This is a genomic window from Rhodanobacter caeni, assembly GCF_039523575.1.
In the GTDB taxonomy this organism is placed as follows: domain Bacteria; phylum Pseudomonadota; class Gammaproteobacteria; order Xanthomonadales; family Rhodanobacteraceae; genus Rhodanobacter; species Rhodanobacter caeni.
Window position 1 is genome coordinate 753,605 of sequence record NZ_BAAAFO010000002.1, and the last position, 15,615, is coordinate 769,219.

The window sequence follows — 15,615 nt, forward strand, 5'->3', positions numbered from 1 at the left end:
CATCACCCCGCTCCCCTCAGGAAGCGGCATATCGCCCGGCCCCTGGCCGGGCGTTTCTTTTTCAGGAGAGGATCGATGAAGAGACAGACAGCTTTGCGGCTGGTCGACACCCGGACGCTCGATCGGCAGCAGTGGTTGGCGGTACGCCGCGGAGGCATCGGGAGTTCGGACGCGTCAGCGGCCGTAGGTCTAAACCCCTACAAGAGCCCGCTCGCCCTGTGGATGGACAAGACCGGACGGGCGATCGAACAAGAGGACGCCGCCGAGGACATGGACGATCCGCGCTACTGGGGCACCTTGCTGGAGCCCTACGTGGCTGCGGCCTACCAGCGCAAAACCGGTCGCCGGGTGCGCAAGGTCAACGCGGTCCTGCAGCACCCTACCTTCCCCTTCATGCTCGCCAATCTCGACCGGGAGATCGTCGGGGATCCGGAGGTCCAGATCCTCGAGTGTAAGACCGCGGGCGAGTTCGGATCGCGACTCTGGAAGGACGGCGTGCCGGACTACGTGCAGCTGCAGGTCCAGCACCAGTTGGCGGTCACCGGCAAGCGGGCCGCCGACGTTGCGGTCCTGCTTTGCGGCCAGCAGCTGGAGGTGCACCGCATCGAGCGTGACGACGAGCTCATTGGCCGGCTGACATTGCTGGAGACGCGTTTCTGGGAACACGTGGAAACGGGCACCCCACCGTCCGCGGACGGGAGTGAGTCGTCGGCCAAGGCGCTGCGCCAGCTCTATCGCGACAAGGGCACGGTACTCGACTTCGCAGGCAACGCCGATCTGGACGGTGCTTTCGATGCCCTGGTCACGCTCCGGGCGGAGCTGGAGGCCAAGAGCCTAGAAGCCGAGCGTCTCAAGCAGGCCATCCAGCAAGCCATGGGGGACGCAGGCAAGGCCTGCTTCAGCCGCGGCGAGGTCACCTACAGGGGCGCGAAAGATAGCGCCTCTTGGGACATGAAGCGCCTAGCATCGGACCATCCCGACCTGGCAGCTCAGTATCTGGTGATCAGGCCCGGTGCACGACGGTTTGTCGTGACCCCGCATCCGACGGTGTGACGGCCCGGATGGTGCGATTCACGCGTGGGATCGAAAAGTACACGCACGGACCGAGGCGCTTATGGGTCCTCGGTCCACGTCATCAGCCGGACTTGGTGCCCTTGCTGGCGCGTTTCTCGGCCATCTGCTTGGCCTGCGCGAGGAGCTTGGTGCGATCGCCGCTGGTCAGCTGGGCGAAGGCAAGAAGTAACTCGGCCTGGTCGTCCTTCTCGGCGAAAAGATAAGCCAGCGGTACGTCAAGCGCTGCGGCGAGTGCGGCCGCCGTGTCCATGTCTGCGCGGTTGACGCCCTGCTCGTACCGGTTGATGCGGACGCTTCCGTTGCTCTTGCTCTCCGACACCAGGCCTCCGAGCGCACGCTGGGACAGGCCACGCAGTTCGCGTGCGGCCTTCAGGCGTGTCGCAAAGATCGATGTGATGGGCTTGGACAAGAGGCGAGAGGGCTTGCTCTGACAGCCCCCAGCATTGCGCAAGCCCGTAGCGTGCGACAGACTATACCGTATCAGTATATATCAGGCGACGAGTAGGCCCAACGCGGCCTGACGCAGCCAGGGCACGGTGTTTTGCGTCGCATACATAAACGGCAGCCCGCCGTTACCCCGGGTGTTTCTCGATGGCTTTCCCCGGCCCTCTCTCCGGTCATGGCTCCGCCGTGGCTGCTCTCCCCATGCGCTCGGCAACGGGTGCTTTTCCAGTCCTACCTATCCCACGACAAAGGAGTGCAGATGGACGCATCAAACACCGGCTCGGTGAGCTGGTTCTACGAAACCGATGGGCAACGCAAGGGACCCGTTACCGAGGACGCCATGCTGGCCCTGATCAGGCAGGGCACCGTCACCTACGGCACACTGGTCTGGAAAGCCGGCTTCCCGGAATGGCTCAAAGCCGAAGACAGCGAGCTACGCACTCACCTGCAGCGGGTCGCACCGCCACCGATCACCGGCAAGCACATCGGCAACGGCGTGGTCTGGACGCTCGCGTTCGCGCCGCTGATTGGCTACATCCTCGAAAGCGCGGTCGCCTACGCGGTCAACAGTAGCGACAGCGCGGCAGAGGCCGCCATGAATGACTCCAAGTACTGGTTCATCACCCTCGCCCTGAATGTCGGGTTGTCGTACTTCGACGAGGGCCGGCTCAACCGTGCCGGCTACGACACGGGCAAGTTCAAGGCCATGGCCTGGCTTGTACCGGTGTACCTCTACAAGCGCGCCAAGGCCCTGAACCAGAGGCTCGGCTACTTCATCGTCTGGATGGTCTGTTTCGTCCTCACGATGCTCGCCTGACGTCCGAAGGATGCGCAGCCCGCGCATCCGATTCCCTTCCTGATGCCTGACCACGCACCACCCCATGACGCATGCGCACATGGGTCGCCCCCGCTATTACATGGAGAACGACAATGGCTGAAATTTTCACTGGACTGAGCACGATCCTGACGATCGTCGGCTGGTTCTTCTTTGGGTTCGGTATCGCCCAACGGATCCGCCTTCGCAAGAAGAGGATCACTCCTACCAAGCGCCAGCTCTGGAAGTGGTGGTTCATGATGGTCGGCGCGTGGGTGCTGGGCGGGATCTGCCTGCTGATTGGTAACCACATCGCTACGAGCCAGACGCAAACTGCCGACTCGGCCGTCGCCCAGCAGAACATGGCGGATCTGAAGGCCCTCATGAGCGAACCCTCTGGCACGGATACCGACCAGTGTGTCGATCATTGGGTCGATGCCTACCGTAAGGACGCAGGCGAGGACGCAGTGGTGACGCAGGACCAACTCGATGAATGGACGGGCTGGTGCAAAGAGGGCAAGCAGGCCCCCGGCTCCTAAAGCCTTCGCAGCCGCCCGGCTGTCACACAAGTCCATACCGCCAAGAGCCCGCTATGCCGGGCTCTTGGCGTTTTTGCTTCCTGAAAGCAGGCAGACCTGACCCTGATCGGGCCGCGGACACCGAACGCCCTCAGCACAGGGGCGATTCGGCCGCGATGCACCCGTCCTGACTCTCTTTCATTTCCCAAAATCCACTAAGGAGAAAACCCATGCTCAAGGGCTTGGCCATCACCCCACCCGTCATCGGGCGAATATCCATCGGCCGCGTGATCGAACGTAACGGCAAGCGGCTCCCCGAGAAGGACGATCAGTTCACCCTCACCACCCAGGTGCAAACTCGCGACGGGTGGGTGCTGCATCCGCTGGACGAGGCACTCCGCAAAACTGCCGAAGGCAAGCTGCGGTCGATCCCGGTCCGTATGCTGTTCAATGATCCAGACCTCAACCTTCGCGCGGACTACTCGCTGTTCGACCGCACGACCGGCCGGCCGGTGTGCGTTGGCAATGGAGAAACCTGCCGTCGTACAGGCAAGGACGGCGTCAGCAGCTCGTCGTGTCCAGGACCGGATGCTTGCGCGTTCGCGCAGGGCGCGTGCAAGGCCTACGCCCGGCTCAACGTGGTGGTGGGGGATGACGATGCGCTGGGTAGCTTCGTCCTGCGCACCACGTCTTACAACACCATCCGCACGTTGGCAGCCCGGTTGGCGTATTTCGGTGCGGTATCGGGCGGCCTGCTGGCCTGCCTGCCGTTGGAACTGAAGCTGCGTGGGAAGTCCACCACACAAAGCCACCGAGCGCCGATCTACTACGTCGATCTAGTGGTTCGCGATGGGCTGACGCTGGAGCAGGCCATCACGCAGGCGCGGGAGCGGGATGAGCAGAGGCGAGCCGGCGGCTTTGACCAGGCCGCACTGGACGAGTCAGCGCGTACGGGTTTCGCCAACGGAGCGTTCGAGGAGCTGGAAGAGGACGTGCCCGCGGTGGTGGAGGAGTTCTTCGCTGAGGCTGGCGGTGAACGGCTCACATCCGCACACCCATCCGAGGGCTTCGGCCTGAAAAGTCGCCTGGAAGCGCGCGTTTGCGGATAGCGATGGCAATGACGGCGATGTTTGCTGTCGCGGAGGGCGTCGATTGGTGTACGCCTCTAGTTGCCGGGGGCTTGGAACATCGAATCGATCGATCTGATGCATTGGCGAGTTGACGCACTGCGCGGTGGAGGGGCATAAGCCCCTCCACCGCGCAGTGCGGGGCGCACTTTTCGTTTCTTGCCGCCTTAACGGGTAGCACCAACCTGGATGACACGGAAGTCCGTGGCCGCGCTTCATACGCTGAGTGACGCCCCATGCGGCCAGCATTTAGGTGAGTCATCCGTGGTCGCACCCTTACAAATCAGAAGGATAAAGAGTGCTGAGGTGCTTCTGGCCCATTGACGCTGGCGGCTAAACGTGAACAAAAAATAAATAGCGTCATGGTCATGCCTCACCTACTCATAAAAAGTATTGCACTGGTCTAATTTCATCCGTACATTGGTCTCATACGCGGAGGGCACTGGAATGGACAAGACCACCCATATTCGGCAGCGCATGAGCCAGCGGGGCATCAGTAGCGACATGCTGGATCTTGTTATTGGTTACGGCGAGGCCGAGGGCGACAAGATTGTCTTGAGTCGCAAGCATTCGGCCCGGCTGCTCGCCGCAGCCCGCACCTTGAACAAGATCGTGGACAAGGGTGGCCTAGTCGTCGTCGCAGACGGAGAGGCGCAAATCACCGCCTACAACTACACCGGTCGGAAGCACTGACCATGGCTCACGCGGAGAACGCGAAGGGTGTGTTGTTCGAGGTCAGCGATAGGCTGCGGAACTCGCCGCTGGGATCCCATGAATGTGGTCTTTTGGCGTTTCAGCTGCTGGCCTGGGGGTATCTGGAACAACAGGGGCGACTCGATAGTGCCGAATCGATCGATGACGCACTTGAGCGCGGAGCGGCAGGCGTCCTTGATGCGCTCAAGCACTTGGAATCGCGAGATGCCCCTATCGGACAGGCCTTTGATGGTGCGTCGAGGCGCGCGCATGCAGTAGGCAACGACCTCGTCCCGGCTACGGTGAGCACGAAACGCTTGACCGAAGGTGGGATCTTCGAGCGTTTCTCGCCGGTAGACATTGCGAACGCCCTTGAGCATGACCGCACAATGTCTTTCGTCGCGCCTCAGGAGCTGGCGGCACTGATGGTGAGCCTGACGGTGAGCGAGGGATGCTCTTCCATTTATTGCCCCTGGGAAACCGCCGGGCGACTCGTGGGCGCACTATTGCAAAGTCCGTCCACTATCTACGTGGAAGCGCCGTATGCCGCACCGGTTTCTGCTCTTCTGAGTCTGTTCCGGCATGGTGCAACGGAGATTGTCATCACCGACCCGCTGCGCGCTCCGACCGCTCTTAAAAGTGGCCGCCTGCGTAAGTTCGGCGCGACACTCTCGCTTCCTCCCTGGAACATGCAACTCGCTGACGACGTCTCCGATCGCGACCTCTATGGGCGCTTTCCGATCAAGAAGGCAAACGGGAATGGTCTTTCCGTACAACACATCGTGGCCCAGACCGATGGGAGGGCCGCCGTGGTTGTACCGAATGGATTCCTGTTCGGGCTGGGGCGAGACCGGGATGTACGCGAGGACCTGCTCAACAAAGGCCTAGTGGAGGCAGTCATCGCCCTTCCGCCCGGGCTTCTTCAGGGCACCAATATCTCCTCCGCGCTGCTTTTGCTGAATACGCAAACCCGCTGCCAGAGCGTTGGTTTGGTGGATGCAACGCAGCCCCACTTTGCCAAGGTTGCCGGGAAAGGAGTTGTCGGGCTCAGCCATACGGAAGCCATCATTGCCTTCTGCCAATCTCTGTCGAGCGGCCGTCCGGAACTTGGCCACCATCAGCTGGACGAAACGATGGCGAGGACAGTCTCCGTTAGCGAGATTCTCGCCAACGATGCGGTGCTGCAAGTCGACCGCTACGTGATGGCGCAAGAGCAGCGGGCAGCGCAGGCCGCGTTAGACGCCCTGCCTACAGCTGCGTTGGACGATGTGGTGCACTCATACAGTCCCGTCCCCAACAAGGACCGAGGCGTCGATTCGGTCGATGCCATTGAGGTTTATGAGGTGGGCGCCGCCGACCTCCCTTCCACGGGGTACATTCGCCACCCGGAAAAGAAGGTCACGATCCAGCTCAATTCCCGCCGACCGGGTTACAGCGACGAGGTGTTCCTCCGCGCCCACGACCTAGTGCTCATCACCAAAGGAAGTACCGGAAAGATCGGCATCGTCCCGGACAATGTCCCCCCTCCTGGGCCGGGGGGGTGGATCGCCGGACAGTCGGCGGCGATCCTCCGATCTCGCGATCCGAGATTCGATGCCCGCGGCCTCGGTTTGTGGTTGCGCTCCGAGATGGGGCAGCAGTTGCTGGCGGGCATCAAGGCAGGCGCCACGGTTCCACTGATCTCGCTGGCGACGCTACGCAAGCTCATGGTTCCCGTGTTGACGCCCGAGTGGATAGGCCGCGCCATTGATGCCTTGCGGTGTGAGGACGAGATCCAGCACCAAATAGAGGCGCTTGAGCAAGAGCAGCGCGGCATCGCCAGTGCGCTCTGGCAAGAATTTCTGCAGTCCACAGCCCACTGACCATCTCATAACTCGCAGTCCGCGCTGCACAAGCGCGAAGCGGGGAACACAAGGCAAAGCCGAAACATGACGCTGCACAAGCCGCAAGACCAAAGCCAAATCCGCTGGATCTCCGATTTCATCTGGAACATCGCTGACGACCGCCTACGCGACGTGTACGTGCGTGGCAAGTATCGCGACGTCATCCTGCCCTTCACCGTGCTGCGTCGTCTGGATGCGGTGCTTGAATCGACCAAGCAGGCCGTGCTGGAACAGAAGCGGTTCCTCGACAAGCATCGCGTCGCCGAGCAGGACGGCGCGCTCTACGATGCCGCGGATCAGGCGTTCTACAACGTCTCCGAGTTCACGCTCGCCAGGCTCAAGGCCAGTGGCCAGGGCCAGCGGTTGCGCGACGACTTCATCGCCTATCTGGACGGCTTCTCGCCCAACGTGCAGGAAATCCTGACCAAGTTCCGATTCCGCGACCAGATCCAGACGATGGTCGACGCGGGGATTCTCGGTTTCCTGATCGAAGACTTCCTGAATCCCGACATCAACCTCTCCCCCCTACCGGTCAAGGATGCCGATGGCCGCACCAAGCTGCCGGGTCTGGACAACCACGGCATGGGTACGGTGTTCGAGGAGCTGATCCGCCGCTTCAACGAAGAGAACAACGAAGAAGCGGGCGAGCACTTCACCCCCCGCGACGTGGTCAAGCTGATGGCCGAACTGTTGTTCCTGCCGGTAGCCGACCGTATCCAGTCCGGCACCTACCTACTGTACGACGGCAGTTGCGGCACGGGCGGCATGTTGACCGTGGCGGAAGACGCACTGAAGGAACTGGCTGAAGCGCGCGGCAAGGACGTCTCCATCCACCTGTTCGGGCAGGAGATCAACCCCGAGACCTACGCCATCTGCAAGGCCGATCTGCTGCTCAAGGGCGAGGGCGGCGAGGCCGACCACATAGTGGGTGGCGCGGACAAGTCCACCCTGGCTGCCGACCAATTTGGCAGCCACGAATTCGACTTCATGATCTCCAACCCGCCCTATGGCAAGAGCTGGAAGACCGACCTGGAGCGCATGGGCGGCAAGAAAGAGTTCAACGACCCGCGCTTCATCGTCACGCACGAAGGCAACCCCGAGCTCAAGCTCATTACCCGTTCCAGCGACGGGCAGCTCATGTTCCTAGTGAACAAGCTGCAGAAGATGAAGCACAACACGCCGTTGGGCAGCCGCATCGCTCTCGTCCACAACGGATCAGCGCTGTTCACCGGGGATGCCGGCCAGGGCGAGAGCAATATCCGGCGCTGGGTGCTTGAAAACGACTGGTTGGAAGCCATCATTGCCTTGCCGCTGAACATCTTCTACAACACCGGCATCGCCACCTACATCTGGGTGCTCGCAAACAAGAAGGCCGAGCACCGCAAGGGCAGGGTTCAACTGATCGACGCAAGCCAATGGTTCCAGCCACTGCGCCGCAATCTGGGCAAGAAGAACTGCGAACTGACGGCCGCCGACATGCGCCGCGTACTCGACCTCTACCTCGGCAAGCCGCAAGACACGACTGAATCGCGCTGGTTCGACACGAAAGACTTTGGCTACTGGAAGGTCACCGTCGAACGCCCGTTGCGCTGGAAGAGCCAGCTCAAGCGCAGCGCCATCGAAACCCTGCGCTTTGCCAGCGGCGACGAGGCGATCCGCGCCGAGCTGTACGCCAAGCACGGCGACAAACTCTACACCGCCTTCGCCGAGCTGAAGCCAGGCATCGAGGCGTGGCTGAAGGGTGACGACGAGGAAGCTGACGAAGACGACGGCGACGATGCCGCGCCGGCCCGCAGGGCCGTACCCGAGAAGCGTCGCAAGAAGCTGTTGGATGCCGCGACCTGGCAGCGCGACAAGTCGCTGGTCGAGCTGGCGCACAAGGCTCGTCAGGTATTGGGCGAAGACGTTTTTGACGACCACAACCTCTTCCGCGAACGCTTCGACGAGGTGATCAAAGCTTGTGGCGAGAAGCCCGGTGCCACCGACAAGAAGCTGATTTTCCGGGCCGTCAGCTGGCGCGATGAATCGGCGCCACCTGTGGTCGCCAAGCGCAGCAAGCTGAAGAAAGGCGAATTCTTCGAGCCGGGCTTCGACGGCGCTTACCTGCAAACCGTGGGCAAGGATCGCTACATGGTCGAGTACGAGGCGGACAGTGAACTGCGCGACACCGAGCAGGTACCCCTGAAAGAGCCGGGCGGCATCGAGGCGTTCTTTCAGCGCGAAGTCCTGCCGCACGCACCGGACGCCTGGATTGCCGCCGACAAGACCCAGATTGGCTATGAGATTTCATTTGCGCGGTACTTCTACAAGCCCACGCCGCTGAGGACGCTGGACAAGATCCGGGCCGACATTCTGAAGCTGGAGCAGCGGAGCGACGGCTTGTTGCGGAAGATCGTGGGGTTGGCGTGATGGCAGCCGCGCAGGCGTATCCCAACTACCAGCTGGTGCGTTCCCGCTGGATCCCGCGTGTGCCGGAGCACTGGTCGTTGCTCCGAGTCAAAAACTTCTTGCGGGAAATCGACGATCGCTCGAAGACAGGCGAGGAAACGCTGCTGTCTATGCGCATGCATCGAGGCTTGGTTCCACACAACGATGTTTCGGTTAAGCGCATCGACCCGCAACATCTCATCGGCTACAAGAAGGCGCGGCCGGACGAGCTGGTGCTTAACCGGATGCAGGCAGGGAACGCGATGTTCTTCCGCAATCGGCAATCTGGCTTGGTCAGTCCCGACTACGCCGTATTCCGTTTGCTCCGCAACGACCATCCCGAATACCTCGGCCATCTATTCCGTTCGTGGCCGATACGAGGGCTGTTTCGTTCAGAGTCTAAAGGACTTGGAACGGGCACGTCGGGCTTTTTGCGGCTCTACTCGGATCGCTTTGCGGCGTTGGAAATTCCGCTTCCTCCGCGGCCCGAGCAAGATCAGATCGTGATCTACCTGCGTGCGCAGGACGCCCATATCGCCCGCTTTATCAAAGCCAAGCGCGATCTCATCGCGCTGCTGACCGAGCAGAAGCTGCGCATCATCGATCACGCCGTCACGCGTGGCCTCGACGCCGCGGTCGCGCTGAAGCCTTCCGGCATCGAGTGGTTGGGCGAGGTGCCGGATCATTGGGAGGTGAAACCGCTGAAACGTTGGGTGCGGCTCAATGCCAGCACGCTGGGTGAAAAGACTGATCCGGGTTTTGAGTTCCGCTACGTGGATATTGGATCGGTACAAACCGGGCGCTTGACGAAGGAACTTGAGCGCATCCGTTTCGAGGCCGCGCCGTCCCGAGCGCGTCGCGTTCTAAGCCGAGGCGACACCATTATCTCGACTGTGCGCACGTATCTGAAGGCCATCTGGTATGTCAGTGAGGATGCGGAAGACCTAATCGCGTCCACCGGCTTCGCGGTGCTCACGCCGGGCAAGAGTGTAGAGCCTGAATATCTCGGCTACGTCATCCAGAGCAGTGCCTTCGTGAACCGGGTGGCGGCCAACTCCATCGGCATAGCGTATCCCGCAATCGCAGAAAGTGTGCTGGGGCGGTTCGCAGTGGCTTTGCCACCAACCGTGAATGAGCAGCAAGCCATTGTTGCGCGCATCAAGACAGAAAGCGCGCCGCTGGACATCGCGATCGCTCGCACCGAAGAAGAAATCAAACTGATCCGGGAATACCGCGACCGGCTGATTGCGGATGTGGTCACCGGCCAGGTGGACGTCCGCGGCTGGCAACCAGGCCCGGACGACTTCGTCGGTGATGATCAACTGACTGCACTAAGTGAAGAGGAAGCGGAACCCACCGACGAGGAGGATGCCGATGGCGACGAATGAACCCGAGTCACCGGGCGAGCTGGTGATCTACCCCGGGAAGGATGGCCGCCTGCGCGTGCAGGCACGTCTGGCCGTGGACACCCTCTGGCTGACGCAGAAGCAGATGGCCGAGCTGTTCGGCGTGCAGCCGCCGGCCATCAGCAAGCACCTGAAGAATATCTTCGAGACAGGCGAATTGGCCGAGTCGGCAGTTGTTTCCGTTTTGGAAAGTACTGCTGCTGACGGTAAGACCTACGCTACGCGCTTCTACAACCTGGATGCCGTGATCGCCGTGGGCTACCGCGTGAACTCGGTGCTGGCCACGCACTTTCGCATCTGGGCCACTCAGGTACTGCGCGAGTACATCGTGAAGGGCTTTGCGCTTGACGACGAGCGCCTGAAAAACCCGCCGGTGGCGGGCTCCACCGTGCCTGACCACTTCGCCGAGATGCTGGAGCGGGTGCGCGACATTCGCGCCAGCGAACGGCGCATGTATCTCCGTGTACGCGAGGTGTTCACGCTGGCGGCGGATTACCAGCCCTCGCTGCCGGAGACCACCCGCTTCTTCCAGATCATGCAGAACAAGCTGCACTACGCCGTTACGGGCCTGACGGCACCGGAGATCATCGCCAGCCGCATCAATCACGCCCTGCCCCATGCAGGCCTGACCACGTGGACGGGCGATGAGGTGCGCAAAAGCGACGTGACCATCGCCAAGAACTACCTGCAGGAGGGCGAAGTCCGCGAACTGAACCGCATCATCACCATGTGGTTGGATTTCGCCGAGGATCAGGCCGAGCGGCGCAAGCAGGTGTTCATGGCGGACTGGCAAAACAAGTTGGATGAGTTCCTGCGCTTCAACGAACGCAAGGTGCTGCCCAGCGCGGGCAAACGTTCGCGCAAGGAGGCCGATGCCATCGCGCACGCGGAGTTCGAGAAGTTCGCTGCACATCGCCGTGAAGAGAAGGAGTCGGCGGGTGCCATCGAGAACATTCGTGCACTGGAATTGGCGGCGAAGCTGCTGGATAGCGCCAAGCCAAAAGCGCGACGCAAAAGGAAGGGGGAAGAATGATGGCCAAGACGGACACCAGTGAACGCTGGTTCGAGGCGCGCATCGTGCGCGGCCTGACCGGCGTACCCCAGCCAGAGTACAGCCAGGCGTTGGCAAGCACCGACTTTGCCGCAACTGGTAACGGCTACGTGCAGGGCAAGCCCACCGACTACAACCGCGACGTGGCGCTAGACGTCGTGCAGCTGCTGGCCTTCCTGCAGGCCAGCCAGCCCAAGGCGGTGGAAGCGCTGGAGCTGGGGGCGGAGGGCATCAAACGCACCCAGTTCCTGCACCGCCTGCAAGGCGAAATCACCAAGCGCGGCGTGGTGGATGTGCTGCGCAAGGGCGTAAGTCATGGGCCGATGCACGTCGACCTCTACAAGCATCTGCCGACGCCAGGTAACGTCGCCGCCGCCGAGGCATTCGGCCAGAACATTTTCAGCGTCAGCCGGCAGGTTCGCTACAGCAACGATTCCGGCAACGAGCTGGATCTGGTGATCTTCATCAACGGCCTGCCGTTGCTCACGTTTGAGCTGAAGAATTCGCTGACCAAGCAAACCATGGCCGACGCGGTGGTGCAGTACCAGACCAGCCGAGAGCCCAGGGAGTTGCTGTTCCAGCTGGGCCGCTGCATCGCCCACTTCGCCGTGGACGACACGGAGGCGAGCTTCTGCACCGAACTAAAGGGCAAGGCCTCGTGGTTCCTGCCCTTCAACCAGGGCTGGAACAGTGGCGCTGGCAACCCACCCAACCCTAACGGCCTCAAGACCGATTACCTGTGGAAGCAGGTGCTGACCCGCGAGTCGCTGGCCAACATCGTCGAAAGCTATGCCCAGGTGGTGGAAGAGGAGGAGTCCGCGCCGGGCGGTAAACGCAGGAAGAAGCGCAAGCAAATCTTCCCCCGCTTCCACCAGCTGCGCACCGTGCGCGCCTTGCTGCGCCGCACGCGGGAAGACGGCGTGGGTAGGCGTTACCTGATCCAGCACTCGGCAGGCAGCGGCAAGAGCAACACGATTGCCTGGCTGGCGCATCAACTGGTGGAACTGCGCACGGCAGCAGACCCGTTGGTGCCGCAGTTCGATTCCATCATCGTTATTACCGACCGGCGTGCGCTGGACACGCAGATTGCCCGAACCATCAAGGGCTACGACCACGTGGCGTCGATCTTCGGCCACTCGGACAACGCTCAGGAGCTCCGCGACTACCTGCGACGTGGCAAGAAGGTCATCGTGACGACCGTGCAGAAATTCCCGTTCATCCTCGATGAGCTGGAGGATCTCTCGGGCAAGCATTTCGCACTGCTGATCGACGAGGCGCACTCCAGCCAAGGCGGCAAGACCACCGGCAAGATGCATGTGGCGCTCGGTGGCAAAACTACGGATGAAGACGCCGCCGCGGATGACGAGGAGTCCTTTGAAGAGGATGCCACCCAGGAAGCGGTGAACGCGGAGATCGCCAGGCGCATCGAGTCGCGGCGTATGTTGTCCAACGCGAGCTATTTCGCGTTTACGGCGACGCCCAAGAACAAGACGCTGGAGTTGTTCGGTGAGAGCGTGCTGGTGGGCGACAAGAAGCAGTTCCGCTCGCCGGAAGAGCTCACTTACACCACCAAGCAGGCAATCCAGGAGAACTTCATCCTGGACGTGGTGGAGCACTACACCCCGTTCAACAGCTTCTACCACGTCGCCAAGGCGGTTGAAGGCGACCCCGATTTCGACCGGGTGAAGGCTTTGAAGAAGATTCGGCGCTATGTCGAGTCCACCGACAAGGCGATCCGCCGTAAAGCCGAGATCATGGTCGATCACTTCCTGTCGGAGGTCATCGGCAAGCAGAAGATCGGTGGCAAGGCGCGGGCGATGGTTGTCTGTAACGGGATCGCCCGGGCTATCGACTACTACCGTGAAGTGTCGGCTTACCTGGCCGAGATCAAGAGCCCCCACAAGGCCATCGTGGCTTTTTCAGGCAAGTTCGAGATTGCCGGCGTCAAAAGATCCGAGGCTGATCTCAACGGATTCCCCAGCAAGGACATTCCGGACAAGCTTCAGCAAGATCCGTATCGGTTTCTCATCGTCGCGAACAAGTTTGTCACCGGCTTCGACGAGCCGCTGTTGCACACGATGTACGTCGATAAACCGTTGGCTGGCGTGCTGGCGGTTCAGACACTCTCCCGACTCAACCGCGCCCATCCGCAGAAGCACGACACTTTCGTGCTGGACTTTGCCGACAACCAGGAGGCGGTGAAGGCGGCGTTCCAGGACTACTATCGCGCGACGATCCAGGTTGGCGAGACCGATGCCAACAAGCTGCACGACCTGAAAGCCGAGCTCGATGGCCAACAGGTATACAGCTGGGAACAGGTCGAGAACCTGGTAGCTCTGTACCTCTCGGGAGCGAATCGCGACAAGCTCGACCCGATCCTCGACGACTGCGTCAGCGAGTACAAGAACAAGCTGGACGAAGACGGCCAGATTGCCTTCAAGGGCAAGGCGAAAGCATTCGTGCGCAGCTATGGCTTTCTCGCGGCCATCCTCGCCTACGGTTACGCCGACTGGGAGAAGCTGTCGATCTTCCTCAACTTTCTTGTCCCGAAGCTGCCGAGTCCGCAAGAGAACGATCTCTCCAGGGGCGTGCTGGAAGCCATCGATATGGATAGCTACCGCGTGGAAGCACAGGCCACACTCAAAATGACGATGGACGACGCCGATGCGAGCGTCGACCCAGTTCCCCCGGGCGGTGGTGGAGGTCTAAGCGAGCCCGACGTCGACAAACTTTCGAACATCATCAAGGCATTCAACGATCTGTTCGGGAACATCGACTGGAAGGACGGCGACAAGATCCGCCATGTGATCGCCGAGGAGATCCCGTCGCGTGTAGCTCGGGACAAGGCGTACCAGAATGCCCAAGCCAACTCCGACCAGCAGAACGCCAAGCTGGAGCATGACAAGGCGCTCAAGCGCGTCATGTTAGACCTGCTACAGGATCACACTGAGCTGTTCAAGCAGTTCAGTGACAACCCCGGCTTCAATCGTTGGCTGACCGATACGGTCTTTAATGCAACCTATCTAACAGGTGGTTCTGGGTCTCCGTAGCATCGTGCGGAATGATTGCTTCAGCGGGCGCATGTGCTGATCAGTAAATTTTTACTACGCTGGTACTTAATGTATGAGGTGGATCGTCACTCATACGCGTACATTCATTGTCGAGTGATTGGCTAGCTTAAGACAGCTGTTATATAGGGAGAGGAGCCTACGCGCACTTACCGTTTTTGTCGCAGCAAGCTGTAAAGGGGAAAAATCCACTGCCGCAAGCCGATGGGGGCAATCTCGTCGGCTTTACTTTTTCGACACTAAGAAAGGGTAGTTCACCAATGGCCACTTATCACTGCGAGATGAAGACTGGGCGCAACGCGAGCGAGCATGCCGACTACGTGGCGCGTAGGGGCTTTCACGGGAAGAGGGGAGACTTAATTGCTTCAGGCCACGGCAACCTGCCGTCATGGACGGGTGGTGATCCGAATGTGCTGTGGAAAGCAGCGGAGAAGTACGAGCGAAAAAATGGTGCGGTGTATCACGAGGTTGTCATCGCATTGCCAGGGGAGCTCGACTTCGAGCAGAACATGGCGCTTGTGGAAGACTTGGTATCAAAGCTTGCCCCCGGCAGGCCACACCAGTTTGCGGTCCATGCACCAAACTCATCACTTGAGGGCGAGCCCAATCCGCACGTTCACCTGATGAAGTCAAATCGAATGGACGACGGCATCGACCGGCCGGCTGAGCAATTCTTCTCGCGATACAACCCTAGTCAGCCTGAGAAGGGCGGGCGCAAAAAAGCGAGCGGCGGTCGCAATCGCATGGAACTTCGCGATGACGTCATCGCCACCCGTAAGGTAGTAGCGGAAACCATCAACCATCACCTCGCGATCAACGGGCACGATACTCGTGTTGACCACCGCACGTTGAGGGATCAAGGCGTTGAGCGCGACGCCGAGTGCCATCTGGGCCAGGCGCGTATTAGAGGCATGTCGGCGCGAGACAGGGACGAGTACATCGGCATGCGAGGCCGAAATCGTGGGTCGCTCAGCTCCTGACGTTAGCTGGCGACGATTGCGCCCACAGGGCCCGTCACGCATGTTCGGACTTTTTGCCCGGCAGGCCTCGGGCTCGTGCGCACCGTGCGATCTTGCCCCTAACGGGGCATAAACGCTGCCGGTGCATGGA

12 protein-coding genes are annotated in these 15,615 nt (G+C 60.9%); 11 read left to right on the plus strand and 1 reads right to left on the minus strand.

What is annotated here, in order from left to right; genetic code table 11:
- Nucleotides 1–75 precede the first annotated feature (75 nt).
- Complete coding sequence (locus ABD017_RS07755; RefSeq protein WP_343881818.1) at nt 76–1,053, plus strand: YqaJ viral recombinase family nuclease; 978 nt, start codon at nt 76–78, stop codon at nt 1,051–1,053.
- 82 nt (nt 1,054–1,135) lie between these two features.
- On the opposite strand, the gene ABD017_RS07760 is transcribed toward ABD017_RS07755, so the two are convergent.
- Nucleotides 1,136–1,483, minus strand: coding sequence for a helix-turn-helix domain-containing protein (locus ABD017_RS07760; RefSeq protein ID WP_343881820.1), 348 nt, complete (start codon nt 1,481–1,483; stop codon nt 1,136–1,138).
- Nucleotides 1,484–1,777: 294 nt separating this feature from the next.
- On the opposite strand from ABD017_RS07760, the gene ABD017_RS07765 reads away from it, so the two are divergent.
- From ABD017_RS07765 to ABD017_RS07810, 10 genes are all read left to right on the plus strand, one after another.
- Nucleotides 1,778–2,335 carry a DUF4339 domain-containing protein gene (locus ABD017_RS07765; protein WP_343881822.1) on the plus strand — a complete coding sequence of 186 codons (558 nt, stop codon included), beginning with the start codon at nt 1,778–1,780 and terminating at the stop codon, nt 2,333–2,335.
- Nucleotides 2,336–2,448: 113 nt separating this feature from the next.
- Entirely contained in the window at nt 2,449–2,871 is a 423-nt protein-coding gene (locus tag ABD017_RS07770; RefSeq protein ID WP_343881824.1) for a hypothetical protein, read from the plus strand.
- 209 nt (nt 2,872–3,080) lie between these two features.
- On the plus strand, nt 3,081–3,959 hold the full coding sequence (locus tag ABD017_RS07775) for a recombination directionality factor (protein ID WP_343881826.1): 879 nt from the start codon (nt 3,081–3,083) through the stop codon (nt 3,957–3,959).
- Nucleotides 3,960–4,424: 465 nt separating this feature from the next.
- Complete coding sequence (locus ABD017_RS07780; RefSeq protein WP_343881828.1) at nt 4,425–4,670, plus strand: DUF4258 domain-containing protein; 246 nt, start codon at nt 4,425–4,427, stop codon at nt 4,668–4,670.
- A gap of 2 nt (nt 4,671–4,672) precedes the next feature.
- Nucleotides 4,673–6,532 carry an N-6 DNA methylase gene (locus ABD017_RS07785; RefSeq protein WP_343881830.1) on the plus strand — a complete coding sequence of 620 codons (1,860 nt, stop codon included), beginning with the start codon at nt 4,673–4,675 and terminating at the stop codon, nt 6,530–6,532.
- 66 nt (nt 6,533–6,598) lie between these two features.
- A complete protein-coding gene (locus tag ABD017_RS07790) occupies nt 6,599–8,962 on the plus strand; it encodes a type I restriction-modification system subunit M (RefSeq protein ID WP_343881832.1) in 2,364 nt (787 codons plus the stop codon).
- A complete protein-coding gene (locus ABD017_RS07795) occupies nt 8,962–10,368 on the plus strand; it encodes a restriction endonuclease subunit S (RefSeq protein WP_343881834.1) in 1,407 nt (468 codons plus the stop codon). The genes ABD017_RS07790 and ABD017_RS07795 overlap by 1 nt, the downstream gene beginning before the upstream one ends.
- A complete protein-coding gene (locus tag ABD017_RS07800; protein WP_343881836.1) occupies nt 10,355–11,419 on the plus strand; it encodes a virulence RhuM family protein in 1,065 nt (354 codons plus the stop codon). The genes ABD017_RS07795 and ABD017_RS07800 overlap by 14 nt, the downstream gene beginning before the upstream one ends.
- On the plus strand, nt 11,419–14,487 hold the full coding sequence (locus ABD017_RS07805) for a type I restriction endonuclease subunit R (protein ID WP_343882223.1): 3,069 nt from the start codon (nt 11,419–11,421) through the stop codon (nt 14,485–14,487). Before ABD017_RS07800 ends, ABD017_RS07805 begins: the two co-directional genes overlap by 1 nt.
- Before the next feature lie 278 nt (nt 14,488–14,765).
- Complete coding sequence (locus ABD017_RS07810) at nt 14,766–15,485, plus strand: MobA/MobL family protein (RefSeq protein WP_343881838.1); 720 nt, start codon at nt 14,766–14,768, stop codon at nt 15,483–15,485.
- The last annotated feature ends 130 nt before the right edge of the window (nt 15,486–15,615 follow it).

Bases quoted from the DNA above. Each gene is read 5' to 3' on its own strand.
- ABD017_RS07755 (WP_343881818.1), top strand. From the start codon at position 76: ATGAAGAGACAGACAGCTTTGCGGCTGGTCGACACCCGGACGCTCGAT.
- ABD017_RS07765 (WP_343881822.1), top strand. From the start codon at position 1,778: ATGGACGCATCAAACACCGGCTCGGTGAGCTGGTTCTACGAAACCGAT.
- ABD017_RS07770 (WP_343881824.1), top strand. From the start codon at position 2,449: ATGGCTGAAATTTTCACTGGACTGAGCACGATCCTGACGATCGTCGGC.
- ABD017_RS07775 (WP_343881826.1), top strand. From the start codon at position 3,081: ATGCTCAAGGGCTTGGCCATCACCCCACCCGTCATCGGGCGAATATCC.
- ABD017_RS07780 (WP_343881828.1), top strand. From the start codon at position 4,425: ATGGACAAGACCACCCATATTCGGCAGCGCATGAGCCAGCGGGGCATC.
- ABD017_RS07785 (WP_343881830.1), top strand. From the start codon at position 4,673: ATGGCTCACGCGGAGAACGCGAAGGGTGTGTTGTTCGAGGTCAGCGAT.
- ABD017_RS07790 (WP_343881832.1), top strand. From the start codon at position 6,599: ATGACGCTGCACAAGCCGCAAGACCAAAGCCAAATCCGCTGGATCTCC.
- ABD017_RS07795 (WP_343881834.1), top strand. From the start codon at position 8,962: ATGGCAGCCGCGCAGGCGTATCCCAACTACCAGCTGGTGCGTTCCCGC.
- ABD017_RS07800 (WP_343881836.1), top strand. From the start codon at position 10,355: ATGGCGACGAATGAACCCGAGTCACCGGGCGAGCTGGTGATCTACCCC.
- ABD017_RS07805 (WP_343882223.1), top strand. From the start codon at position 11,419: ATGGCCAAGACGGACACCAGTGAACGCTGGTTCGAGGCGCGCATCGTG.
- ABD017_RS07810 (WP_343881838.1), top strand. From the start codon at position 14,766: ATGGCCACTTATCACTGCGAGATGAAGACTGGGCGCAACGCGAGCGAG.